Raw genomic sequence first — 22,221 nt, forward strand, 5'->3', positions numbered from 1 at the left:
ATGAGTCTGCTGGATTACCTCATCCCTTTCGCGCTGGCGCTGGGCATCCTGATCGTTGTACATGAGTTCGGGCACTACATCGTTGCCCGCCTGTGTGGTGTCAAGGTGCTGCGTTTCTCCCTTGGTTTCGGCAAACCGCTGCTGGTCTGGCGCAGCGGAGGGGATGGTACCGAGTGGGCGTTGTCGGCCTTTCCGCTTGGTGGTTATGTGAAGATGCTGGACGAGCGCGAGGCGCCCGTCCCTGGCGACGAGCTTCACCGGGCCTTCAACCGGCAGACGGTCTGGCGTCGCATCGCCATCGTTGCGGCCGGCCCGCTGGCCAATTTCGTGCTGGCGATTGCCTTGTACTGGGGGCTGTATTCCGGTGGCGTCGAGGAGTTGCGGGCGCGCCTCGGCGTGCCCGTCGCCGCCAGTGCCGCGGAGCGTTCAGGTTTCATCGATGGCGAGCTGGTGCGGTCGGTGGACGGACATCCTGTGGCGACCTGGCAGGAATTTCGCTGGCAGTTGCTGCAGCACGCCTTCGAGCGGCGCATCGTCACGGTGGAGACGATCAACGCCCGCGACGAGATTGCGTTCCGTTCCCTTGATCTGGCGGGTGTCCACGTGGATCAGGGCGAGCAGGATATCAGCGCCCAACTTGGTCTTCGTCTGTATCGTCCCAATGTGCCAGCGGTGCTTGGGGCGTTGAATGCTGGTGGTGCCGCCGAGCGGGCTGGTCTGAAAAGCGGCGACCGGGTGCTGCGCATCGGGGAAAAGCAGATCACGGGCTGGGCGGATCTCGTCGAGATCGTGCGGGATGCACCCGGCGTTGAACTTGAGGTCGAGGTCCTGCGGAACGATGTTCCAGCGGTGTTCCGGGTCGTGCCGACGCCTGTCAAGGAGCGGGGGCGAACGATCGGGAGGATCGGTGTTGCGGTGGCGGATGCGGAGATCCGTCGGGATATGATGTTCACCACCGTGCAATACGATTTCGTCGATGCGTTGGTCAAGGGCGTGGAGCAGACCTGGGATACCGCGGCGCTGAGTCTGTCGGTGCTGGGGCGCATGATCGTTGGCGAAGTTTCCGTCAAGAACCTCAGTGGGCCAGTAACGATTGCTGATTTTGCGGGCCAGTCGGCGAAGATGGGATGGGCTCAGTATGTCAAGTTCCTTGCCCTGATCAGCATCAGCCTTGGTGTCTTGAACCTGCTGCCCGTCCCGGTGCTCGATGGTGGGCACTTGTTGTATTATGTGATCGAGATCATCAAGGGCGGCCCGGTTTCCGAGCGGGTTATGGAAATCGGTCAGCAGATTGGAATGGCTCTGCTGGCGGCGCTAATGGCTTTTGCCTTCTACAACGACATCAACCGCCTTGTTGCTAGCTGAAATCGGATGAATTCCAAGCTTCTTCCCGGGCTGATCGCCGCACTTTTCGTGGCGTCGCCCGCCTTGGCCTTCGAGCCATTCGTTGTCAAAGATATTCGTGTTGAAGGGATCCAACGGACCGAGGCGGGGACTGTGTTCAGTTACCTGCCCGTCAAGGTCGGGGAGCGCTTCTCCGACGAAAAGGCCTCCCAGGCCATCAAGGCGTTGTTCGCCACGGGCTTCTTCAAGGATGTCCGCATCGAGGTCGACAAAGATGTGATCGTTGTCGTGCTCGACGAACGTCCGGCTATCGCTCAGGTCGATTTCGTCGGCATCAAGGAGTTCGACAAGGACGCGCTGAAGAAGGGCCTCAAGGAAGTCGGCCTCGCCGAATCGCGTATTTTCGATCGTGCCGTGCTCGAGCGCGCTGAGCAGGAGCTCAAGCGTCAATATCTTTCGAAGGGTTTGTACGGCGTACAGATCACGACTACCGTCACCCCGCTTGAACGCAACCGCGTCGGCGTGAATTTCAACGTAGTCGAGGGCGATGCCGCCAAGATTCGTCAGATCAGCGTCATCGGCAACCAGGTGTTCAAGGAGAAGGAGCTGTTGGAGCTGTTCTCCCTGACGACGCCGGGCTGGATGACCTGGTATTCGAAGAGCGATCAGTACTCCAAGCAGAAGCTGTCCGCCGACATCGAGACGCTGCGTTCCTACTATCTGAACCGCGGCTACCTGGACTTCACCGTCGATTCGACCCAGGTGTCGATCACGCCGGACAAGAAGGACATCTACATCACCCTGAGTATTACCGAAGGGGAGAAGTACACCGTTTCCGACGTCAAGCTGGCGGGCAACATGGTGGTGCCGGAAGAGGAGCTGCAGAAGCTCGTCAAGCTCAAGGCCGGTGACACCTTTGTACGCGACAACGTAACGGCGACGACCAAGGCGATTACCGACCGGCTCGGTAATGCCGGCTATGCCTTTGCCAACGTGAATGCGGCGCCTGAGGTGGATAAGGCCAAGCGCACGGTCGCATTCACCGTTTTCGTTGATCCGGGGCGGCGCGTTTATGTGCGCAAGATCAATTTTGCCGGAAATGCCCGCACCCGTGACGAGGTGATCCGCCGTGAGATGCGCCAGATGGAAGGTGCGTGGTACGACGGCGAAGCCCTCAATCGCTCCAAGGTGCGCCTGGATCGTCTCGGTTATTTCGATGAAGTGACCATCGAAACGCCGGCTGTACCGGGCTCGACTGACCAGGTGGATGCGAATTTCACGGTCAAGGAGCGCGCTACCGGTAACCTGATGCTTGGTGCAGGCTTCTCCAGTTCGGAAAAGGTCATCCTATCCGCGTCCATCTCCCAGCAGAACCTGTTTGGTACGGGTAACGCGATGACGCTGCAGGTGAATACCGGCCGTATCAACAAGACCATCGCGCTGTCCTTCACCAATCCCTACTGGACGATCGACGGTGTCAGCATCGGCTGGGATCTCTATCAGCGCAATGTGGATCCGACCTCCCTGTCGGTGGCAACCTACAAGAGCTCGTCCATCGGTGCCGGTGTCCGCTTCGGTTATCCGATCGCCGAAGATGACCGGATTAACTTCGGTCTGGCCGTCGATCAGACCTCGATCAAGGTCTACGACTCCAGCCCATCGCCGTACGTGGGCTTCGTGAACACCTTTGGCGATACGGCGAAGAGCCTGCTGGCAACGATTGGCTGGTCCCGCGACCGGCGTGATAGCTTCGTGTATCCGACCTCTGGCGTTTATCAGCGGGCCTCGGTGGAGATCGCGACGCCGGCCTTCGACATGCGTTACATCCGAGCCAACTACCAGCACCAGTACTGGATTCCGTTCGGTGGCGGGTATGCCTTGATGCTCAACGGCGATGTCGGCTACGCCCATGGCTATGATGGCAAGGAACTGCCGTTCTACAAGAACTTCTACGCCGGCGGTATCGGGTCTGTGCGCGGCTATCAGCAGAGCACACTGGGCCCGCACTATACCGACTCGTCGGGTTACGTCCGTGCGCTGGGTGGTAATCGCCGCGTGATCGGCAATGCCGAGTATTACTTCCCGATGCCGGGCTCCGGAAAGGACAAGTCGATGCGCCTGTCCTTGTTCGCCGACGTGGGTAATGTGTGGGGCGCCGACGAAAAGGTGCAGGCTTCGGATTTGCGTTACAGTGCAGGTCTGGCGTTCTCCTGGAGTTCTCCGGTGGGGCCGCTGAAGTTCAGTCTGGGTAACGCGCTAAAGAAAAAAGAAGGCGACAAGACGCAGAAATTCCAGTTCCAGCTGGGTACGGTGTTCTGATTGTCGCCGCGTGGCAAGCACATGGAGGTTTGAGTGAAAGGTATTGGTTTGTCCGCACTGGCGGCAGTCTTGCTCGCTGCTTTCGCGCAGACGGCTGCGGCCGAAGTGAGGGTCGGTTTCGTCAATTCCGATCGCGTCATGAAGGAAGCGACGCCGGCCAAGAAGGCTCAGCAGAAGCTGGAAAAAGAATTCGAGAAGCGGGATCAGGATCTGCAGCGCATGGCCAAGCAGCTTCAGGGTATGCAGGAAGGCCTTGAGAAGAATGGCGTGACGATGGCTGAAGGTGATCGTCGCAACAAGGAGCGCGAATTCAACGAGCTCAACCGGGACTTCCAGCGCAAGCAGCGCGAGTTCCGCGAAGACCTGAACCAGCGCCGTAACGAAGAGCTGGCGGGTGTGCTGGATCGGGCGAACAAGACGATCAAGCAGATCGCCGAAGCCGAAAAGTACGACATCATCTTCCAGGAGGCGGTATACGCCAGCCCGCGCATCGACATCACCGACAAGGTGATCAAGGCGCTGAGCGAAGCCAAGTAAGCAGGCCGCCAATGGAATTCTCCCTTGGCGAGCTGGTCGGCCGGCTCGGTGGCGAACTCGTCGGCGATCCGGCCGTCGTCGTTCGTCAGATCGCTTCGATCGAAGCGGCTCAGGAAGGCGAGCTGGCCTTCCTGTCCAATCCCAAGCTGGGCGCATCGCTGGCAACAAGCAAAGCGTCAGCCTTCATCCTTTCGCCGAAGGCGGCCGGGCTGACAGAGCGCCCGCGCATCCTGACCGGCGACCCGTATCTGTACTTCGCACGCGTCGCGCAGCTGTTCAATCAGCCCAAGCAGGCTCCTGCCGGCGTGCATTCCAGCGCGGTTGTTGCGTCTGCACTCCCGGCCTCGGTATCCGTTGGTCCCAATGCGGTGATCGGCGAGAACTGTGTGATCGGCGAAGACTGTGTGATCGGCGCGGGCTGCTTGCTTGCCGACGGCGTGCACATCGGCGCGGGTTCCCTGCTGCATCCTGGCGTCAAGATCTACGACAACTGCGTGATTGGAGCGCGGGCCATCCTGCATTCCGGTGCGGTGATCGGTGCTGACGGCCTCGGCTTTGCGCGGGACGCCGACAAGCACTGGGTCAAGATTCCGCAGATCGGCCGGGTTGTGCTGGGTGACGACGTGGAGATTGGTGCGAACACCACGATCGATCGTGGCGCGCTGGACGATACAGTCGTTGGCAATGGTGTGAAGCTGGACAACCTTATCCACGTGGCCCATAACTGCCATGTGGGGGACGACACCATCATGGCCGCAATGGCAGGCCTGGCGGGCAGTACGCGAGTCGGCAAGCGGGTGATGGTCGGTGGCAAGGCGGGTTTCTCCGGACACCTGGAAGTAGCTGACGATGTTGTTATCTCCGCCGACACCAACGTAACCAAGACCCTCGACAAGGCCGGCGTCTACACGGCCATGATCCCGCTGCAGCCGCATGCGGACTGGGTTCGGAATTTTGCCCACCTGCGTCGCCTCGATGCGATGGCGGAGCGGGTGCGCGAGCTGGAAAAGAAGCTCGCCGAAATGGAAAAGAAATCATGAGCGAAATCATCGACATCAACGAAATCAAGCGTTACATCCCGCACCGCTATCCCTTCCTGCTGGTGGATCGCATCACTGAGCTGGAAGTGGGCAAGCGTGTTGTCGGCCTGAAGAACGTGACCGTCAACGAGCCTTTCTTTCCGGGGCATTTTCCGCACAGCCCGGTGATGCCGGGCGTGCTGATCATCGAAGCGCTGGCGCAGGCCGCAGCGGTGCTGGCCTTCAAGACCGACGGCACGGTACCGGATGAGAACGCGATGGTGTATTTCGCATCGGTGGACAATGTGCGCTTCAAGCGTCCGGTGGTGCCGGGCGACCAGCTGGTGCTGGAAGCCGAGATCGTGCGCGTGATGCGCAACATCTGGAAGTTCAAGGGTACTGCCAAGGTGGCCGGCGAGCTGGCCACCGAAGCCGAATTCATGTGCGCGATCAAGCGATGACGATCCATCCGACAGCCATCGTTCATCCGGGCGCGCGCCTCGCCGAAGGTGTGCAAGTCGGACCGTACTCGATCATCGGCGAGCACGTCGAGATCGGCGAGGGGACCAGTATTGGCCCCCACGTGGTGATTGAGGGGCACACCCGGATCGGTCGCGACAACCGGATCTTCCAGTTCTGTTCGATCGGCTCCGAGCCGCAGGACAAGAAGTACGCCAACGAGCCGACCCGACTGGAGATCGGCGATCGCAACACGATCCGTGAGTTCTGCAGCTTCAGTACTGGCACTGTGCAGGACGGCGGCCTGACCCGCGTTGGCAACGACAACTGGATCATGGCCTACGTGCATGTGGCCCACGACTGCATGGTCGGCAACAACACGATCTTTGCCAACAACGCGACGCTGGCTGGTCATGTGACCGTCGGCGATTGGGCCATTCTGGGTGGCTTCACAGGCGTGCACCAGTTCGTGCGCGTCGGTGCCCACAGCTTCTGCGGTGTCGGTACCGTGCTGCTGCAAGACCTGCCACCCTTCGTTACGGTTTCCGGCAATCCGGCGGCACCGCACGGCATCAACAGTGAAGGCCTCAAGCGCCGGGGCTACTCTAGCGAAGGCATCATGGCGATCAAGCGGGCTTACAAGACCCTTTATCGCAACGGCCTGACCCTTGACGAAGCACGTCGGCAGATCGCCGAGGCTGCCGCGCTGGCGCCTGAATTGCAGGAGTTTTCCGACTTCATCGCCGAGTCCGGGCGTGGCATCGTTCGCTGATCCATGGCTGTGCGGATTGCCATGGTGGCGGGCGAGGCCTCCAGCGACCTCCTGGCCAGTCACCTGATCAAGGCGCTCAAGCGCCATCTTCCCGATGCCGAGTTCTTCGGCATCGGCGGTCCAAAAATGCAGGCGGTGGGTTTTCAGGCCTTGTGGCCCGCCGAGAAGCTGTCGGTCCACGGCTATGTGGACGCCCTCAAGAATTACCGAGAACTGTCGGGCATCCGCCGCCAGCTGCGGGACATGCTGGTGAAGAATCCGCCGGCGGCCTTCATCGGTGTGGATGCGCCCGACTTCAGCCTGTGGCTTGAGCAGCGCCTTAAAGATAAGGGCATCCCGGCGATTCATTTTGTCAGTCCGTCCATCTGGGCCTGGCGGCGTGGGCGACTGAAGGGCATCGCGCGGGCGGTCAGCCATATGCTGTGCCTGTTCCCTTTCGAACCCGAGATCTACCGGACCGCCGGGGTGCCGGTGACTTACGTCGGCCACCCGCTGGCCGACGTCTTCCCGCTGGTGCCCGATCGTGAGGGTACCCGGGAGATGCTGCAGATCGCGCCCGGTGGGCCGGTCTTCGCGTTTCTGCCGGGCAGTCGCCAGTCGGAAGTGCGCAACCTCGCGGATACCTATATCGCCACCGCGGCGCTGCTTCACAGCCGCCATCCGGACGCCCGTTTCCTGGTGCCGCTGGCAACCCGCGAGACTCGCGTGCTGTTTGAAGACGCCTTGCGGCGCCATGCCCATATGGATCTGCCGATCCGCATCCTGTTCGGCCATTCGGTCGAGGCAATGATCGCGGCCGACGTCGTGCTGGTGGCGAGTGGTACGGCGACGCTGGAGGCGGCGCTGCTCAAGCGCCCGATGGTGATCACCTACAAGATCGGCAAATGGTCTTTCCGCCTCATGAAGCGGATGGCCTATCTGCCGTGGGTCGGGTTGCCCAACGTGTTGGCCGGACGCGAAGTGGTGCCGGAAGTGCTGCAGGACGCCGCCACGCCTCAGGCGCTCGCCGACGCCCTCGACGCCTGGTTGTCGGACAAGGCGCGCGTGGCCGAGCTCGAGCGGACCTTTACGGACATGCATTTGCAGTTGCGTCAGGACACGGCGGACAAGGCCGCGGCGGCCATCCTGCCCTACCTGAAAGGACGTTGAAGATGATCCTGTGCGGCGTCGACGAGGCCGGGCGCGGCCCCTTGTGCGGGCCAGTGGTGGCAGCCGCGGTGATCCTTGATCCAGCGAAGCCCATCGAGGGCTTGGCCGACTCCAAGAAACTCAGCGAGAAGCGTCGTCAGCGGCTGGCCATCGAGATCCGCGAGAAGGCGCTGGCCTGGTGCGTGGCTGAAGCCAGCGTCGCCGAGATCGACCGGATCAACATCCTGCACGCCAGCATGCTGGCGATGCAGCGTGCCGTGGCAGGTTTGTCGCAGCGGCCGGACAAGGTACTTGTCGATGGCAACCGCTGCCCGCAGCTGGATCTGCCCTGCGAAGCCATCGTCAAGGGCGATGCGCTGGTAGCCGAGATTTCCGCGGCGTCCATTCTTGCCAAGACTGTGCGCGACGAACTTCTGTTGAAGCTGGACAAGCAGTATCCCCAATACGGACTGGCCGGCCACAAGGGCTATCCAACGGCGGCCCACCTGGCGGCGCTGCGTGCCCATGGCGCCTGCGAGATCTACCGGAAGAGCTTTGCGCCGGTGCGTGACGTGATCTCCAATCCGCCCCTTTGGACCGAGGATGACCTGCGATGAAACACCATCACTTCCTGCTGCTCGTGCATCTGGTCGGCGTGATTGTTTGGGTAGGGGGCATGGCCTTCGCCCATTTCTGCCTGCGTCCGTCGGCGCTGCAGTTGCCGCCGGCCCAGCGTCTGACCCTGTGGCATGGCGTGTTCGGACGCTTTTTCCCGATCGTCTGGGCTGCGCTGGCGGCCATCGGCCTGTCCGGCTTCGCGATCCTGGTGGAGGTGGGCTTCGCCCAGGCGCCACGTTCGTGGCATCTGATGGCCGGCTTTGGACTGGTGATGATGGCAATCTTCGTCAGCATCTGGTTCGGCCCCTGGCAGGCGCTGAAGGCCGCTGTGGCGGTGGAAAGCTGGGCCCAGGGGGCGCAGGCGCTCAATGCGATCCGTCAGCGGGTTACCGTCAACCTCGTGCTGGGTGCGCTGACCGTCGTCCTCGCCACGGTCGGCCTGGCCTTCTGAGCCGTGAAGCAGATCAGCTCGCGGGACAACCCGACCATCAAGCACTTGCATGCGCTGGCGACGTCGGCGCGGGATCGGCGCAAGGAAGGGCGGACGCTGCTCGATGGCGCGCATCTGCTCGGGGTTGCGCTGGATAAGGGTGTCGACGTGCTGCAGATCGTCGTCAGCGAGAGCGGGCGCCGGCAGGCGGAGATCGAAGCGCTGTTGGAGCGCTGCCCGTCCGAGCGGCAGATCGAGGTGCCGGATCGCCTTTTCGCCCACATCAGCCCAGTGGATACGCCCAGCGGTGTGATCGCGGTGGTCGCTGTTCCGGCTGCGGACGAAGAGCGCCCGATCGTCGATAGCTGCGTGCTGCTCGACGGGGTTCAGGACCCCGGCAATCTTGGCACCATCCTGCGCACCGCGGCGGCGGTTGCGGTGCAGGACGTGCTCCTCACGCCTGGCTGCGCCCAAGCCTGGTCGCCCCGCGTGCTGCGTGCGGCGATGGGGGCGCACTTTGGATTGAAGATCCGTGAAGGTGTCGATGCGGCTGCGGCCTTGGAGGCTTTTCCCGGTGCAATCCTGGCGGCGGATCTGCGGGATGCCACCGAGCTCTACGATCTGGACCTGCGCGGTCAAGTGGCGTGGCTGTTCGGTTCGGAGGGGCAGGGGCTGTCCGCCGAAGTTGCTGCGCTGGCCACCCGCCGTGTGCTGATCCCGATGCCCGGCGGCATGGAGTCCCTCAACGTGGGGGTGGCGGCCGGCGTGTGCCTGTTCGAGCAGCTCCGCCAGCGGCGTTCAGTCAGAGACTCAGTCGGGTAGCTTGAGACCGGCGGCGCTGGCCGCGGCCGCTGCGTCGTGGTCGGCGCGGAAGGGCAGTACGCCCAGCAGGGGCGCTGGCAGGCGGCGGGTCAGGGCTTCCAGGTTCTGTTCGAAACGCAGCATGGCGGGATCCACCTGGTTGGCGATCCAGCCGGCCAGTCGCAGGCCGCGGGCCTGGATGGCCTCAGCGGTGAGCAGGGCGTGGCTGATGCAGCCGAGTTTCATGCCCACTACCAAAATCACTGGCAGGCCCAGATGCTGGGCCCAGTCGGCGGTGTCGAAGTCATCGCCCAGCGGCACGCGAAAACCGCCGACGCCTTCCACCAGCACCAGCTCGGCCTGGGCACGGAGTTCCTGGAAAGCCGTGTCGATTTTGGCTGGGTCGATGCTCACGCCTTCCTCGGCCGCTGCGATGTGCGGTGCAATCGGGCTGGCCAGACAGTAGGGGTTGAGCAGCGCCAGCCCCGGATCGAAACTGCCCGCAGCGCGCAGGCGGGCGGCATCCTCGTTGAGGAATTCACCATTGACCATTTCGGCACCCGCGGCGATCGGCTTCATGCCGACGGCACGCAGGCCGCGGGCACGGGCTGCGTGGAGCAGGGCGCAGGTGGAGAAGGTCTTGCCGATTTCGGTATCGGTGCCGGCAATGAAATAGGCGCTCATTTCTTTTCCGCTATCAACCAGTAGGTATCGTAGGACGCCGGCAGGCCGGCGGGGGTCCGGTAGGCCTCGTAGGCGGCGCTGAGGCGACCCCAGGCGGCTTTGCCAAGGGGCGCCTGGCGGCGTGGTGCGCCGGTCTGGTGGGCGCCGAGGGTCTTGATGTCGCGCAGCAGGCGGCGCAGGTCCGGGGCCCATGCGTAGAGGGTGTCGCGCTCGCTGTCGACGATCCGCATGCCCGCGTCCTCCACCGCGTCGTCGATGACTTCCGGCGGCTGGAAGCGCAGCACGTGCTCGTGCTGATCCACGTGACGGAAGGCGTCGCGCAGTTCGCCGAGGGTGCCGGGGCCGAGGGTGGCAATCCACAGCTGACCGCCGGGGCGCAGGCTGCGCGCCAGCTCCGGGAAGACCTTGCGTGGATGGCACCACTGCAGCGCGTAGCTGGACCACAGGAGGTCCACGCTGGCGTCGGCCAGCGGGAGGCGCTCCATGTCCGCACACAGCCGATCAGCCAGGCCGGCGGGATGACGGCGCAACATCGAGGTGGCGAAATCGAGCGCAATCAGCTGGGCCGCCGGGAAACGCTGCTTGAGGCCGGGAAGCGCATAGCCGGTGCCACAGCCCGCATCGACGATGCGGCCGGGCTGCAGAGGCTGAGCGGAGGCCAAGGCGAACAGGCGGTCGCACGCACTGCGCTGCACCGCGGCAACGGCGTCGTAGGCGTCGGCGGCCTTGTCGAAGGCGGCGCGGACTGCGCGCTTGGGGGCAGGGGCGTCAGTCAAGGACGAAACCCTCGATCAGCGTCGCACACTCCTCGGGGCGCGACAGGAATGGCGCGTGGCCGCATTGTCCGAACACCGTCAGGCGCGCATCGGGTAGCGTATCGGCCAGCCATTCCGCGGCGGCTACCGGCATCAGCTTGTCTTCGCTACCGTGCAGCAGGCGCACGGGCTGGCGGACATCAGGGATGAGCGCGCGCAGGTCGGCTTCGGCGAGCAGGCGCAGGCCGTCGGCGAGGGCGGCCTTGTGGTGCTCGTCGGCGCTCGTGAGGCTGTCAGTTAGCGTTGCGGCAACTGCCTTGCGAGCACTGTCGCCGAAGCTCTGCAGCGCCACGAAACGGCGCTGCGTTGCGTCCGGCGTGGTGTCGAAATCCTGGCGGAAGGCACTCAGCGTTGCGCCCGGCAGCGCGGCCGGCCAGTCGTCGGCCTGGACGAAGCGCGGCGAGGCACCGATCAGTACCAGCCTGGCCACACGTTCCGGGTTCTGCCGGGCGAGATGAAGCGCGAGCTGGGCGCCAAGGGACCAGCCGACGAGAACTGCGTCTTCTGGTATGCGCGAGAGCAGGGCGTCCGCCCATTCGTTCAGGCTGGGCCTGGCTGGGGCCGCGGTGCCGTGGCCGGGCAGATTGGGGGTGTGTAGCGTGAAGGTGCCGGAGAGCGCTGCGGCCAGCGGCTTCCAGACCGATGATGAAAGTCCCCAGCCGTGCAGCAGGACGAGGTCGCGGCTCATGCGAGGACTCCTTCCAGGCGGAGGAGGGTGGTAACGAGACGATCTACTTGTTCTTCGCTGTGCGCGGCCGACAGCACGATGCGCAGGCGCGCGGCGCCTTTTGGCACCGTCGGCGGGCGGATTGCCGGCACCCACAGGCCTTCGGCATCGAGGGCGCGGGAAACGGCCAGCGTTTCGTGGTTGTCGCCAATCACGACTGGCTGGATCGGGGTGTCCGACGGCAGCAGTTGCCAGCGCTTCAGCGCCAGACACGCCTTGAAGCGGGCGATCAGGGCTTGCAAGTGGGCGCGGCGGGCGTCGCCGTGTTCGATCAGGTCGACGGCGGTCAGCAGCGCGTCGGCGAGCAGTGGCGGGGCGCCGGTCGTGAAGATGTAGCTGCGCGTCTTGTTGAGCAGCCAGTCGATGATGTTCCGTTGCCCGGCGACGAAGGCACCGGACACGCCGGCCGCCTTGCCGAGGGTGCCCATGTAAATCAGGCGCGGTGAGCTCAGATCGAAGTGCGCGAGGCAGCCGCGCCCCTGGGGGCCCAGTACGCCGAAGCCGTGTGCGTCGTCCACCAGCAGCCAGGCCTTGTGGGTCTCCGCCAGCGCGAGCAGTTCGCGCAGCGGGGCGATATCACCGTCCATGCTGAACACGCCATCGGTCACGATCAGCTTGCGTGGTGCGGTGGAGGCCTGCAGGCGGGCCGCCAGGGTCTGAACATCGCAATGGGGATAGCGGATCAGCTCGGCGCGGGACAGCAATGCGCCATCCACCAGCGAAGCGTGGTTCACCTTGTCGGCGAAGATCGCATCGCCGCGGCCGACCAGTGCCGGCATGACTCCGATGTTAGCCATGTAGCCGGTGGAAAAATACAGCGCGTCCTCCATGCCGACGAAGGCGGCGAGGCGGGCTTCCAGGGCTTCGTGGGCGGCATAGTGGCCGCTGACCAGATGGGATGCACCGGATCCGATGCCCCAGCGGTCAATGCCGCTGTGTGCTGCTGCGGCCAGTGCAGGCTCGGCGGCTAGGCCCAGGTAGTCGTTGGAGCAGAACGCGGTGACCGCGTCCTCGCGGTCGGCCAGGCGGGTGTCCGGCCGGCACGGCGTGGTGACGATACGCCGGCGGCGGCGCAGGCCCGCGGCGTCGAGTTCGGCGAGGCCGGCGTCCAGTTCTTGGAGTGGATCGGGATACTCAGGCAAGGCTGGCCTCCAGCGCGGCAGCGCAGCGGCTGGCGAGGAGGTCGATCTCGTCGTCGCCGAGGATGTAGGGGGGCATGGTGTAAACGGTATTACCGATTGGGCGCAGCAGAAGTTCCCGCTGCAGGGCTTCGGTGAAGAAGCGGCGGGAGAAGCCTGCCGGGGCGTCGGCCACGTCGAACGCCAGGATCATGCCCTGTTGGCGCAGATGACGGACCGCCGGATGGCTACCGACGGCTTTGCGGAATGCCTCGCCGATGCGCTGGGCCTTGGCGCGGTTGGCGGCGATCACGTTGTCCTGCGTGAAGATGTCGAGGGTTGCCAGCGCAGCCCGGCAGGCCAGCGGGTTGCCGGTGTAGGAGTGCGAGTGCAGGAAGCCGCGGGCGGTATCGTCGTCGTAGAAGGCGTCGAAGACGGTGTCGGTGGTGAGGACGATGGACAGGGGCAGGTAGCCGCCGGAGATGCCCTTCGACAGCAGCAGGAAATCCGGCCAGATGCCGGCCTGCTCGCACGCGAAGAAGCTGCCGCTGCGGCCACAGCCGACGGCGATCTCGTCGGCCACCAGATGCACCTGGTAGCGGTCGCACAGGGCGCGGGCCAAGCGTAGGTATTCCGGGTCGTACATGACCATGCCGGAGGCGCCCTGAACCAGCGGCTCGACGATCAGCGCGGCGGTTTCGTCGGCGTGGGCGGCCAGGTGGGCTTCCAGCGCGGCGGCGGCGCGACGGGCCACGTCGGCGGCCGTTTCGCCGGTTTCGGCGAGGCGGGCATCGGGCGTCGGCACGCAGGTGCCGCCACGCACCAGCGGGGCGTAGGCATCGCGGAAAATCGCCACGTCGGTGACGGCCAGCGCGCCGACGGTCTCGCCGTGGTAGCTGCCGGCTAGGCTGACGAAACGGTTCTTGCCGGGGCGACCGGTGTTGCGCCAGTAATGCACGCTCATCTTGAGGGCAATCTCGGTCGCCGAGGCGCCGTCTGACGCGTAGAAGGCATGCCCGAGTTGATTGCCTGTGAGGGCAGCCAGGCGTTCGGACAGCTCAACCACCGGCTCATGGGTGAAGCCGGCCAGCAGCACGTGCTCGAGGGTGTCGAGCTGGGCCTTGAGGGCGGCGCCAATGCGAGGATTCGCATGACCGAACAGATTGACCCACCAGGAGCTGATGCCGTCCAGGTAGCGCTTGCCGTCCATGTCGTACAGCCAGGCGCCCTCGCCGCGCTTGATGGGCACCAGCGGCAGTTGCTCGTGGTGTTTCATCTGGGTACAGGGGTGCCAGACGGCGCACAGGGAACGGGACAACAGGCTGGCGTTGGAGGCGCTGGACGACATGGTTGTTGTGGTTTCTCTCTACTGTTGCTTCAGAAGTGCAAAGTGGAGCGGTCATCGAGTGACGGCTCCACTTGTTTGGCCGGGTCCGCCACCTGTCGCAGGCGCGGACCCTTGATACGGCTCAGTACGAGTAAATGCTGCTTCCGGCCGCACCGACGGCGGTGAAGATGTTGTTGGCATGGATGACGCCATACATCGCGTTGCTGCTGGGGCTGGTGGCAGCAGTCCAGGTCGTGCCGTCCGTGCTCGAGTAGATGCTGCCGTTGTCGCCGAGGGCGACGAAGCGGGACGAGGAGGCGACCGCATTGAGATCGGCGTTGCCCTGCGTCTGGACGCTCCAGGCGGTGCCGGTGCTGCTGCTGAGGATCACGCCGCCGGCACCTACTGCCACGATGCCATATGTGGTGACGCTAGTGGTCGAGTTCACGGTGGTCATGCTGGCGGCGGCCTTCAGCGTGGCCGTCGTACCAGAGCTGACAGCAGTCCAGGTGACCGCGTCGGAACTGGTCAGTAGCGTGCCGTTGGCGCCTACCGCCACCCACAGGCCCAGGGCCGAGTAGGTCACGCCATAGAGGTCGCTGGTGGTTGGGACGGTGGTGGCAGCGGTCCAGGTCGTGCCGTCACCGGAATGCAGGATGGTGCCGTTGGCGCCCACCGCGACGACGATCGAAGAATTGGTGGCCAGCGCATTGAGCTTGGCGGTGGTGCCCGAGGTGGCGGCTGTCCAGGTCGTGGTGTCGGTGCTGGTGAGCACGCCGCCGGCATCGCCAACCGCGATGTACTTGGCCAGCGCGTACAGGACGGCGTTCAGCGCGGTGCCGGTCGCGGCACGTACCTGGGTCCAGCTCAGCGCAGCGGTCGATACATAGGCCGGGCTGTTGTAGATCACGCCGTTGTCGCCGACGGCAACATAGGAGTACGTGGTGGCGCTGCTGGAGCTCAAGCCCTGGGCCACACCACGGAGTGCGTTGCCGCTGCCGAGCGCACCGCCGGCCAGCCAGACCGAACCGGCTGCACGGGGCGTGGCAGTTTGAACCACCGATCCGGGGCCGCCGGGGCCGCCGTTGGTCCGGCCATTGATCGTGATGGCGTACTTGGTGTCGTTGGTCAGTCCGGTCAGGATGTAGGGGGCCGTGATGGCGAGCCGGTAGCTGGCGGTCTTCTCGCCCGCGCTGACGGTATCGCCCGCTTTGAACCACAGCCAGTACTCGACGCCGGGTTCCTGGACCCAGTCGATGACGATTTGTGTGTCACCGGCAGTGACCGACTTGATCGTCGGGGCCGGAGCGGAGCTGCCACCACCGCCGCAGGCGGAGAGAACGGCAGCACTGAGGATTGCGGTGATGAACTGTCGGCGACGGGGGAGAAACATGAAGTGGGCCATCGGTGAAGGAAGCAGGACAGCATTCTACAACACCCCGGCAGTCCCGCTCGCCCCCGACGACGGTTGACGTCGACGGGAGGCTGAGGGTGGGTCAGGCGATTGAAACGCCGGCCAGCTCCTTGAGCAGGATTTCCTGTGCGGCGCGCCGGGTTGTGCGGGGATTCTTCTTCCGATAGACGTTGTCGCTGTCCATTTCCCATGCCTGGCAGTTGTCGCCCAGATAGGGCCGCAGGCCTTCCTTGATGACCCGCCGCTTGACCTTGGTGTCGAGGATCGGGAAGGCGACTTCGATGCGCTTGAAGAAGTTGCGCTCCATCCAGTCCGCGCTCGACATATAGAGCTTGTCGGCGCCGTCGGCACGGAAATAGAAGATCCGGTGGTGCTCCAGGAAGCGGCCGACGATGGAGCGTACCCGGATGTTCTCGGACAGGCCGGGCACGCCGGGCTTCAGGGCGCAGACGCTGCGGGCGATGATGTCGATCTCGACACCGGCACAGGAGGCTTCGTAGAGCGCCTCGATGGTTTCTGGTTCGAGCAGTGCATTGACCTTGACGACGATACGGCCCTTGCGGCCCGCCCGGGCGATCTCGGCTTCCTCGCGGATGGCCGCAACTACGTTGGGTTGCAGCGTGAATGGAGCCTGCCACAGGTGCTTGAGTTTGCCTGCCTGGCCGAGCCCGGTGAGCTGCTTGAAGACTTCGGCGACGTCTGCGCCGATCTCGTCGTTGGCGGTGAGCAGGCCGAAGTCGGTGTAGAAACGGGTGGTGCGCGGATGGTAGTTGCCGGTGCCGAGGTGGGCGTAGCGCTTCAGCCTGCCGTCTTCACGGCGAACCAGCAGCAGCAGCTTGGCGTGGGTCTTGTAGCCGAACACGCCATACACCACGTGGGCGCCGACCTCTTCGAGACGGGCCGCCCAGCTGATGTTGGCCTCTTCGTCGAAGCGGGCCATCAGTTCCAGCACGACGGTGACCTCCTTGCCCTTCTGGGCGGCGCGGACGAGGTGCTCCATCAGTACGGAGTCGGTGCCGGTGCGATAGACGGTCATCTTCACGGCGACCACGTCGGCGTCGTCGGCTGCGGCCTTCAGCAACTCGATGACCGGCTCGAAGCTCTGGAACGGGTGATGCAGCAGGATGTCCTGGCGGCGCATCGCCGCGAAGATGTTCTCCTGCTTGTCGAGGCCCTTCGGACGCGCGGGCAGGAAGGGGCGGTATTTCAGATCCGGGCGTTCGACCCAGTCCGGAACCTGGTTGAGGCGCACCGGATTGACCATGCCGGGAACCCGATAAACGTCCGCCGGGCCGAGGGCGAACTGCTTCATCAGGAAGTTGGCCATGGCTTCCGAGCAGTTGTCGGCGATCTCCAGGCGCACCGCGTCGCCGAAGTGGCGCTGCTGGAGTTCGCCCTTGAGGCTGGCGCGCAAGTCCTTGACTTCTTCCTCGTCCACGAACATGTCGGAGTTGCGGGTAACCCGGAACTGGTAGCAGCCGAGCACGTTCATGCCCTCGAAGAGCTCGCCGACGTGGGCGTGCAGCAGGGAGGACAGGAAGACGAAGCCGTAATCGACGCCGGTCAGTTCCTTCGGCAGGCGGATCACGCGGGGCAGGGCGCGGGGCGCCTGCACGATGGCGGAGCCGGAGCTCCGGCCGAAGGCATCGCGGCCTTCCAGCTCGACGGCGAAGTTGAGGCTCTTGTTGAGTACCCGCGGGAAGGGGTGGGCCGGGTCCAGGCCAATGGGCGTCAGTACCGGCATCACTTCACGCATGAAGTAGTCTCGCGCCCACAGGTGCTGGGCATCGGTCCACACGCTGCGGCGCAGGAAGACGATGCCCTCGGCGGCGAGGGCCGGCAGGATGGTGTCGTTGAGCAGCGCGTACTGCTCGGCGATGATGGTATGGACCTTGGCGCTGATCAGGCTGTGCAGCGCGGATGGGCTCAAGCCGTCGGTCGTTATGGCGTGGCTACCGAGGCGCAGTTGCTCCTTCACGCCGGCGACCCGCACTTCGAAGAACTCGTCAAGGTTGCTGGATACGATGCACAGGAAGCGCAGGCGTTCGAGCAGCGGCACATTCGGGTCGGCGGCTTGGGCAAGGACGCGGCGCTGAAACTGGAGCAGGGAGAGTTCGCGGTTGATGAAGTGATCCGAGTCGAAATGACGGATGTTGTTGGTACGGTGCATGGGCTCTCCTCTTGATCTTCTGATTAGGCCCGGAGTATGTGACATTTTTGTTGCATATAGATGACGATGGCCGCGGGCGCGGGATTGATGCGGGGCGTCGAGCGGCGCGGTGCTAGAATTTCCAGCCTCCGCGCCGTCTGGTGCCATTTGTGCATGTTTCATGAATCGTGAATTGATTGCCGCCATCGATCTGGGTTCCAACAGTTTCCGTCTGCAGGTCGGGCGGATCGTCAACGACCAGATCTACCCTCTCGATGGCATCAAGGAGGCTGTCCGCCTTGCCGCGGGCCTTTCACCCGATCGGATGCTGGATGCTGCGTCCCAGTTTCGCGGCATCAGTGCGCTGCGCTGCTTCAACGAGCGCATCCGCGACTATCCGCCGGAGGCGGTACGGGCCGTGGCGACCAACACGCTGCGGGTGGCCAAGAACGCGCCCCATTTCTTGGTGCAGGCCGAGGCCGCGCTGGGGTTTCCGATCGAGGTCATTGCGGGCCGCGAGGAGGCACGCCTGATCTACGTGGGGGTGGCGCACACCCTGCCCAATCCGCACAAGCAGCAATTGGTGGTGGACATCGGTGGCGGCTCGACGGAATTCGTCATCGGAAAGAGCTTCCAGCCGATCAAGCTCGAATCCCTGTACATGGGCTGCGTCAGCTATTCCCTGCGCTATTTCCCTGAGGGCCGCATCGACAAGCGTGGCATGCGCGAGGCCGAGCTGGCGGCTCAGAAGGAGATCCAGACCATCACCCATGCGTACCGTGAAGTGGGCTGGGAAGAGGCGGTTGGCTCCAGTGGTTCGGCCAAGGCGCTGGTGGACATCTTGGAGCTGAACGGACTGTCCGATGGCGGCATTACCCGGGGTGGCCTGGAGCGTCTGCGTACTTTGATGCTGAAGGCGGGCCACTTGGATAACCTGCAGCTGGAAGGGCTGCGTCCCGATCGCCTGCCGGTACTGCCCGGTGGCCTGGCGATCATGTGGGCGATCTTCCAGGAGTTTGGCCTCGAGCGGATGACCTTCTCGGAAGGCGCGCTGCGTCTCGGTGTGCTCTACGATCTGCTCGGCCGCTACCATCACCATGACCTGCGCGATGCCACCGTGTCAGCCTTCATGGAGCGCTACGGGGTGGACATGCACCACGCGCGGCAGGTGACCGAGACTGCGCTGGCCTTCCTGGCCCAGCTGGACCCGGCATCCTGCGACGAGGAGAACGTGGATCGGCGTTTCCTGGAGTGGGCGGCGCGGCTGCACGAGATTGGCGTGTCGGTGGCCCATTCGAGTTATCACAAGCACAGCGCCTACATTCTCGGTAACGCCGATATGCCGGGCTTTTCGCGGATGGACCAGGGGCGCCTGGCGCGCATGGTGCTGGCCCACCGCGGCAAGCTGTCGCGGATCGGCGCGCTGGATCCGGAAAGCCCTGAGTGGCGGCTGATCTTGTGCCTGCGGCTGGCGGCCGTCGTTCACCGCGCCCGTGATGGCCGCGGTCTGCCGCCGCTGAGGCTCAAGCGAGACGGACGGGGCCATGTGATGGTGGCCGATGCGGAATGGCTGCGCAACCTGCCGCTGACCGCCGCGGCGCTGGACGAGGAGGAGCGCCAGTGGCAGACCATCGGCCTGCCACTGAAGGTGCGGGTGGAGCGGACTGCGTCACGCAGTCCGGCGGGCGCTTAGGCGTCGCCCGATGCGTCCGGAGTCCCGGCCGCGCCCTGAAATCCGCCTGGACGATGAAGGCGGATCACCACGGGTCATCCTGACCGGGGACTGGACCTTGCGTCTGTTGCAGCCGGAGCTTGGCCGCTTCCGTCAGCAACTCGATCAGTTTGCGGTGGACTGCTGCTGGGATCTGGACGGGGTGTTGCGTCTCGACAGTTTTGGCGCGCTGTTGCTGTGGCGGAAGTGGGGGCGTCGGCGTCCGTCCGGCCTCGTGCTGCCCGACGAGCTGGATCCCGTCTTTGCCCGTCTTGCCGAGCTCGGGGACGGTGAGCTGCCGGTCGAGCCGGGCTATCGTTTTCTCGATGGCACGGAAGGCGTCGGCCGCATCTTCTTCAAGACGCTCCGCAATGTGGTCGGTTTCGTGGCTTTGATCGGTCAGCTCGCCATCGATTTCGTGCATCTGCTGCGCACCCGTGGCCATTGGCCCGTGCTGGAGACCTCCGCCAACTTCTACAAGGTCGGTGTTCGGGCGATGCCGGTCACGGCGCTCGTGGGCTTCCTGATCGGGGTCGTGCTGTCCTACCTGTCGGCGTTGCAGTTGCGGGCCTTCGGGGCGGACGTGTTCATCGTCAACATCCTCGGGCTAGGCATCATTCGCGAACTCGGTCCAGTGCTGGTCGCAGTGCTGGTGGCGGGACGTTCGGGCTCCGCGATGACAGCCCAGATCGGCGTGATGCGCGTCACCGAGGAGATCGACGCGCTGGCGGCGATGGGCATCTCGCCCTATGTGCGGCTGGTGCTGCCCAAGGTGGTGGCGCTGACGCTGGCGATGGCGCCGCTGACCCTCTGGGGCTCGGCGGTGGCCTTGTTCGGCGGCATGGTGTCGGCCAACCTCCAGCTCGATCTGAGCTTCGACTATTTCGTGAACGCCCTGCCGCGCGCGGTGCCTGTGGCCAACCTGATCATTGGCCTGGGCAAGGGTGCGGTGTTCGGCTTGCTGATCGCGCTGATCGCCTGCTATTTCGGGTTGCGTGTGAAACCGAACACCGAGAGCCTGTCGGCCAACACGACGGCTTCGGTGGTTACGTCGATCACTGTGGTCATCCTGGTGGATGCGGTGTTCGCCATCGCGACCCGTTCCATCGGATTGCCGCGATGAGCGACTATCCCGTCGAGGTTCGCGGCCTGGAGACGCGCTTCGGGCAGACGTGGGTCCACCGCGGCATCGACCTTGCCGTGCCGGCGGGCGAGGTGGTGGCTCTGGTCGGCGGTTCCGGTAGCGGCAAGACCACCTTGCTGCGCCAGATGGTCGGGCTGATGAGACCGACTGCCGGTGATGTGAGCCTGTTCGGCGAGCCACTATTCGCCGGCTCGCGGGCAGAGCAGCTGGAGCGGCGGCGGCGCTTCGGCATGCTGTTCCAGCACGGGGCGCTGTTTTCCGCGCTCAGCGTGTTCGCCAACGTGGCCTTTCCGTTGCGGGAGATTGGCATCACCGACGAGGCGATGTTGCGGGATCTGGTGCGGCTCAAGCTGGCAATGGTCGAACTTGACGCCGACGTGGCGCTGCGCATGCCGGCCGAGCTGTCTGGAGGCATGGTCAAGCGGGTGGCGCTGGCGCGGGCGCTGGCCCTCGAGCCCGAACTGCTGCTGCTCGACGAGCCGACGGCAGGTCTCGACCCGGATCGCAGCAGTGGCTTCGTGCGGCTCATCCGTGCCCTGCACCGGGCGCTGGGGCTCACCGTCGTGCTTGTGACCCATGACCTGGATACGCTGGCGGCATTGGCCAGCCGCGTGGCGGTGCTGACGGACGGGCGTATACTGGCCTTCGGCCCGCTTGGCGAGATAATCAAGGTGCAAGACCCCTTCATCGAGCGTTTTTTTCATAGCGATCGTGCCCAGGCTGCGTTGGCACGGGGAAGGGGTATGGGCTGATGGAGAGCCGGGCCCATGCTATCGCCGCCGGTCTTTTCGTGATCCTGCTGAACGGAGCGATCGTCCTCTCCCTGTGGTGGTTCTCCGACAAGCGGGAGAGCACCCGTGACGTCGTGCTGGTGACCTCCGGTAGTGTCAATGGCCTGAATCCCCAGGCCACGGTGCGTTACCGGGGCATCGTCGCCGGCAAGGTGGCGGCTATCGCCCTTGATCCGGCCAATCCGAAGGATCTACTGGTCACCGTGCGGATCCGTAACGATCTGCCCATCACCCGTGGTACGCGGGCGCGCATGGCTAACCAGGGCGTGACTGGTCTCGCCTACATCGCACTCGACGATGCCGGTGACAAGCCTGAGCCCTTGCCGGGGGAGGGCGGAGGCCCACCGCGTATTCGCATGACGCCGAGCCTGATGGAGGAGGTCGCCGACGCTTCGGTGCAGACGCTCAGGCGCGTGCAGGAAATTGTCGATCGCCTGGCGGTGCTGACCCGGCAAGACAATCTGGCCCATATCGAGAAGACCCTGGCCAATCTGGAGTCGTCCAGCCGAGGGCTCGACCGGACCCTGCAGGAAGCGCCGAAGGCCCTTGCCGCCGTGCGCCAGGTCTTCAGTAAGGACAACCTGGCACGTATCGACCGCTCCCTGGCCAATCTCGAGCGCCTGAGTGCCGACGCGGCGCCGATGGCCAGTGAGGGGCGTGCCCTGCTGGTGAGGTTGCAGACGGTGACCGAGAGGGTGGACAGCGTCGTCGGCGCAGCCGGCGAGGGGTTTGCAACCAGCACGCTGCCGCGCCTCAACGTGCTGCTGCAGGAACTCACCACCACGTCCCGCCAGCTATCCGACCTGCTCGATGAACTCGACAATTCGCCGCAACTCCTGTTGCTGGGGCGCGGCAAGCCGGCGCCGGGGCCGGGAGAGGCCGGTTTCCATCTTCGGCCCGCGCCGCGCTAAGTT

At 64.6% G+C, this 22,221-nt stretch carries 21 protein-coding genes; 14 read left to right on the forward strand and 7 right to left on the reverse strand.

What is annotated here, in order from left to right:
• The 10 genes from rseP to ACE3RX_RS10010 are packed head-to-tail and all read left to right on the forward strand — an operon-like array spanning nucleotide 1 to nucleotide 9,448.
• A complete protein-coding gene (gene rseP, locus ACE3RX_RS09965; RefSeq protein WP_374482899.1) occupies nucleotides 1-1,365 on the forward strand; it encodes an RIP metalloprotease RseP in 1,365 nt (454 codons plus the stop codon).
• A 6-nt stretch (nucleotides 1,366-1,371) separates the two neighbouring features.
• Nucleotides 1,372-3,663 (forward strand): outer membrane protein assembly factor BamA, encoded by a 2,292-nt coding sequence (gene bamA / locus ACE3RX_RS09970; protein ID WP_374482902.1) that lies wholly within the window; start codon nucleotides 1,372-1,374, stop codon nucleotides 3,661-3,663.
• Nucleotides 3,664-3,696: 33 nt separating this feature from the next.
• Entirely contained in the window at nucleotides 3,697-4,200 is a 504-nt protein-coding gene (locus ACE3RX_RS09975; RefSeq protein WP_374482904.1) for an OmpH family outer membrane protein, read from the forward strand.
• A gap of 11 nt (nucleotides 4,201-4,211) precedes the next feature.
• A complete protein-coding gene (lpxD, locus tag ACE3RX_RS09980; RefSeq protein WP_374482906.1) occupies nucleotides 4,212-5,240 on the forward strand; it encodes a UDP-3-O-(3-hydroxymyristoyl)glucosamine N-acyltransferase in 1,029 nt (342 codons plus the stop codon).
• Nucleotides 5,241-5,245: 5 nt separating this feature from the next.
• Nucleotides 5,246-5,680 carry a 3-hydroxyacyl-ACP dehydratase FabZ gene (gene fabZ, locus ACE3RX_RS09985; protein WP_374483033.1) on the forward strand — a complete coding sequence of 145 codons (435 nt, stop codon included), beginning with the start codon at nucleotides 5,246-5,248 and terminating at the stop codon, nucleotides 5,678-5,680.
• On the forward strand, nucleotides 5,677-6,450 hold the full coding sequence (gene lpxA, locus ACE3RX_RS09990) for an acyl-ACP--UDP-N-acetylglucosamine O-acyltransferase (RefSeq protein ID WP_374482908.1): 774 nt from the start codon (nucleotides 5,677-5,679) through the stop codon (nucleotides 6,448-6,450). The genes fabZ and lpxA overlap by 4 nt, the downstream gene beginning before the upstream one ends.
• A 3-nt stretch (nucleotides 6,451-6,453) precedes the next feature.
• Nucleotides 6,454-7,599, forward strand: coding sequence for a lipid-A-disaccharide synthase (gene lpxB, locus ACE3RX_RS09995; RefSeq protein ID WP_374482910.1), 1,146 nt, complete (start codon nucleotides 6,454-6,456; stop codon nucleotides 7,597-7,599).
• 2 nt (nucleotides 7,600-7,601) lie between these two features.
• Nucleotides 7,602-8,195 (forward strand): ribonuclease HII, encoded by a 594-nt coding sequence (rnhB, locus tag ACE3RX_RS10000; protein ID WP_374483035.1) that lies wholly within the window; start codon nucleotides 7,602-7,604, stop codon nucleotides 8,193-8,195.
• Complete coding sequence (locus tag ACE3RX_RS10005; protein ID WP_374482912.1) at nucleotides 8,192-8,647, forward strand: CopD family protein; 456 nt, start codon at nucleotides 8,192-8,194, stop codon at nucleotides 8,645-8,647. Before rnhB ends, ACE3RX_RS10005 begins: the two co-directional genes overlap by 4 nt.
• A 3-nt stretch (nucleotides 8,648-8,650) precedes the next feature.
• Nucleotides 8,651-9,448, forward strand: a complete 798-nt coding sequence (locus ACE3RX_RS10010; RefSeq protein WP_374482914.1) for a TrmH family RNA methyltransferase — start codon at nucleotides 8,651-8,653, stop codon at nucleotides 9,446-9,448.
• Here ACE3RX_RS10010 and bioD read toward each other — a convergent pair.
• From bioD to ppk1, 7 genes are all read right to left on the reverse strand, one after another.
• Nucleotides 9,437-10,111, reverse strand: a complete 675-nt coding sequence (gene bioD / locus ACE3RX_RS10015) for a dethiobiotin synthase (RefSeq protein ID WP_374482916.1) — start codon at nucleotides 10,109-10,111, stop codon at nucleotides 9,437-9,439. The two genes, ACE3RX_RS10010 and bioD, sit on opposite strands and share 12 nt — an antisense overlap.
• The gene (gene bioC / locus ACE3RX_RS10020; protein WP_374482918.1) at nucleotides 10,108-10,887 is read right to left on the reverse strand and encodes a malonyl-ACP O-methyltransferase BioC; all 780 of its coding nucleotides are present in this window, start codon (nucleotides 10,885-10,887) and stop codon (nucleotides 10,108-10,110) included. Before bioC ends, bioD begins: the two co-directional genes overlap by 4 nt.
• A complete protein-coding gene (locus tag ACE3RX_RS10025; RefSeq protein ID WP_374482920.1) occupies nucleotides 10,880-11,614 on the reverse strand; it encodes an alpha/beta fold hydrolase in 735 nt (244 codons plus the stop codon). Before ACE3RX_RS10025 ends, bioC begins: the two co-directional genes overlap by 8 nt.
• On the reverse strand, nucleotides 11,611-12,795 hold the full coding sequence (bioF, locus tag ACE3RX_RS10030; protein WP_374482922.1) for an 8-amino-7-oxononanoate synthase: 1,185 nt from the start codon (nucleotides 12,793-12,795) through the stop codon (nucleotides 11,611-11,613). The genes ACE3RX_RS10025 and bioF overlap by 4 nt, the downstream gene beginning before the upstream one ends.
• Nucleotides 12,788-14,119, reverse strand: coding sequence for an adenosylmethionine--8-amino-7-oxononanoate transaminase (gene bioA, locus ACE3RX_RS10035; protein ID WP_374482924.1), 1,332 nt, complete (start codon nucleotides 14,117-14,119; stop codon nucleotides 12,788-12,790). The genes bioF and bioA overlap by 8 nt, the downstream gene beginning before the upstream one ends.
• A gap of 121 nt (nucleotides 14,120-14,240) precedes the next feature.
• Nucleotides 14,241-15,491 carry a WD40/YVTN/BNR-like repeat-containing protein gene (locus ACE3RX_RS10040; RefSeq protein WP_374482926.1) on the reverse strand — a complete coding sequence of 417 codons (1,251 nt, stop codon included), beginning with the start codon at nucleotides 15,489-15,491 and terminating at the stop codon, nucleotides 14,241-14,243.
• Nucleotides 15,492-15,594: 103 nt separating this feature from the next.
• On the reverse strand, nucleotides 15,595-17,682 hold the full coding sequence (ppk1, locus tag ACE3RX_RS10045; RefSeq protein ID WP_374482928.1) for a polyphosphate kinase 1: 2,088 nt from the start codon (nucleotides 17,680-17,682) through the stop codon (nucleotides 15,595-15,597).
• A gap of 160 nt (nucleotides 17,683-17,842) precedes the next feature.
• Between ppk1 and ppx the strand changes: the two genes are divergently transcribed.
• The 4 genes from ppx to ACE3RX_RS10065 are packed head-to-tail and all read left to right on the forward strand — an operon-like array spanning nucleotide 17,843 to nucleotide 22,218.
• Complete coding sequence (gene ppx, locus ACE3RX_RS10050) at nucleotides 17,843-19,354, forward strand: exopolyphosphatase (RefSeq protein WP_374482931.1); 1,512 nt, start codon at nucleotides 17,843-17,845, stop codon at nucleotides 19,352-19,354.
• A gap of 10 nt (nucleotides 19,355-19,364) precedes the next feature.
• Nucleotides 19,365-20,495, forward strand: a complete 1,131-nt coding sequence (locus ACE3RX_RS10055; RefSeq protein ID WP_374482933.1) for an MlaE family lipid ABC transporter permease subunit — start codon at nucleotides 19,365-19,367, stop codon at nucleotides 20,493-20,495.
• Nucleotides 20,492-21,268 carry an ABC transporter ATP-binding protein gene (locus ACE3RX_RS10060; RefSeq protein ID WP_374482935.1) on the forward strand — a complete coding sequence of 259 codons (777 nt, stop codon included), beginning with the start codon at nucleotides 20,492-20,494 and terminating at the stop codon, nucleotides 21,266-21,268. Before ACE3RX_RS10055 ends, ACE3RX_RS10060 begins: the two co-directional genes overlap by 4 nt.
• Nucleotides 21,268-22,218, forward strand: coding sequence for an MlaD family protein (locus ACE3RX_RS10065; protein WP_374482937.1), 951 nt, complete (start codon nucleotides 21,268-21,270; stop codon nucleotides 22,216-22,218). The genes ACE3RX_RS10060 and ACE3RX_RS10065 overlap by 1 nt, the downstream gene beginning before the upstream one ends.
• The last annotated feature ends 3 nt before the right edge of the window (nucleotides 22,219-22,221 follow it).

Source organism: Zoogloea sp. (assembly GCF_041914405.1).
GTDB lineage: Bacteria > Pseudomonadota > Gammaproteobacteria > Burkholderiales > Rhodocyclaceae > Zoogloea.

Bases quoted from the DNA above. Each gene is read 5' to 3' on its own strand.
- rseP (WP_374482899.1), top strand. From the start codon at position 1: ATGAGTCTGCTGGATTACCTCATCCCTTTCGCGCTGGCGCTGGGCATC.
- bamA (WP_374482902.1), top strand. From the start codon at position 1,372: ATGAATTCCAAGCTTCTTCCCGGGCTGATCGCCGCACTTTTCGTGGCG.
- lpxD (WP_374482906.1), top strand. From the start codon at position 4,212: ATGGAATTCTCCCTTGGCGAGCTGGTCGGCCGGCTCGGTGGCGAACTC.
- lpxA (WP_374482908.1), top strand. From the start codon at position 5,677: ATGACGATCCATCCGACAGCCATCGTTCATCCGGGCGCGCGCCTCGCC.
- lpxB (WP_374482910.1), top strand. From the start codon at position 6,454: ATGGCTGTGCGGATTGCCATGGTGGCGGGCGAGGCCTCCAGCGACCTC.
- rnhB (WP_374483035.1), top strand. From the start codon at position 7,602: ATGATCCTGTGCGGCGTCGACGAGGCCGGGCGCGGCCCCTTGTGCGGG.
- ACE3RX_RS10005 (WP_374482912.1), top strand. From the start codon at position 8,192: ATGAAACACCATCACTTCCTGCTGCTCGTGCATCTGGTCGGCGTGATT.
- bioD (WP_374482916.1), bottom strand. From the start codon at position 10,111: ATGAGCGCCTATTTCATTGCCGGCACCGATACCGAAATCGGCAAGACC.
- ACE3RX_RS10025 (WP_374482920.1), bottom strand. From the start codon at position 11,614: ATGAGCCGCGACCTCGTCCTGCTGCACGGCTGGGGACTTTCATCATCG.
- bioA (WP_374482924.1), bottom strand. From the start codon at position 14,119: ATGTCGTCCAGCGCCTCCAACGCCAGCCTGTTGTCCCGTTCCCTGTGC.
- ACE3RX_RS10040 (WP_374482926.1), bottom strand. From the start codon at position 15,491: ATGTTTCTCCCCCGTCGCCGACAGTTCATCACCGCAATCCTCAGTGCT.
- ppk1 (WP_374482928.1), bottom strand. From the start codon at position 17,682: ATGCACCGTACCAACAACATCCGTCATTTCGACTCGGATCACTTCATC.
- ppx (WP_374482931.1), top strand. From the start codon at position 17,843: ATGAATCGTGAATTGATTGCCGCCATCGATCTGGGTTCCAACAGTTTC.
- ACE3RX_RS10055 (WP_374482933.1), top strand. From the start codon at position 19,365: ATGCGTCCGGAGTCCCGGCCGCGCCCTGAAATCCGCCTGGACGATGAA.
- ACE3RX_RS10060 (WP_374482935.1), top strand. From the start codon at position 20,492: ATGAGCGACTATCCCGTCGAGGTTCGCGGCCTGGAGACGCGCTTCGGG.
- ACE3RX_RS10065 (WP_374482937.1), top strand. From the start codon at position 21,268: ATGGAGAGCCGGGCCCATGCTATCGCCGCCGGTCTTTTCGTGATCCTG.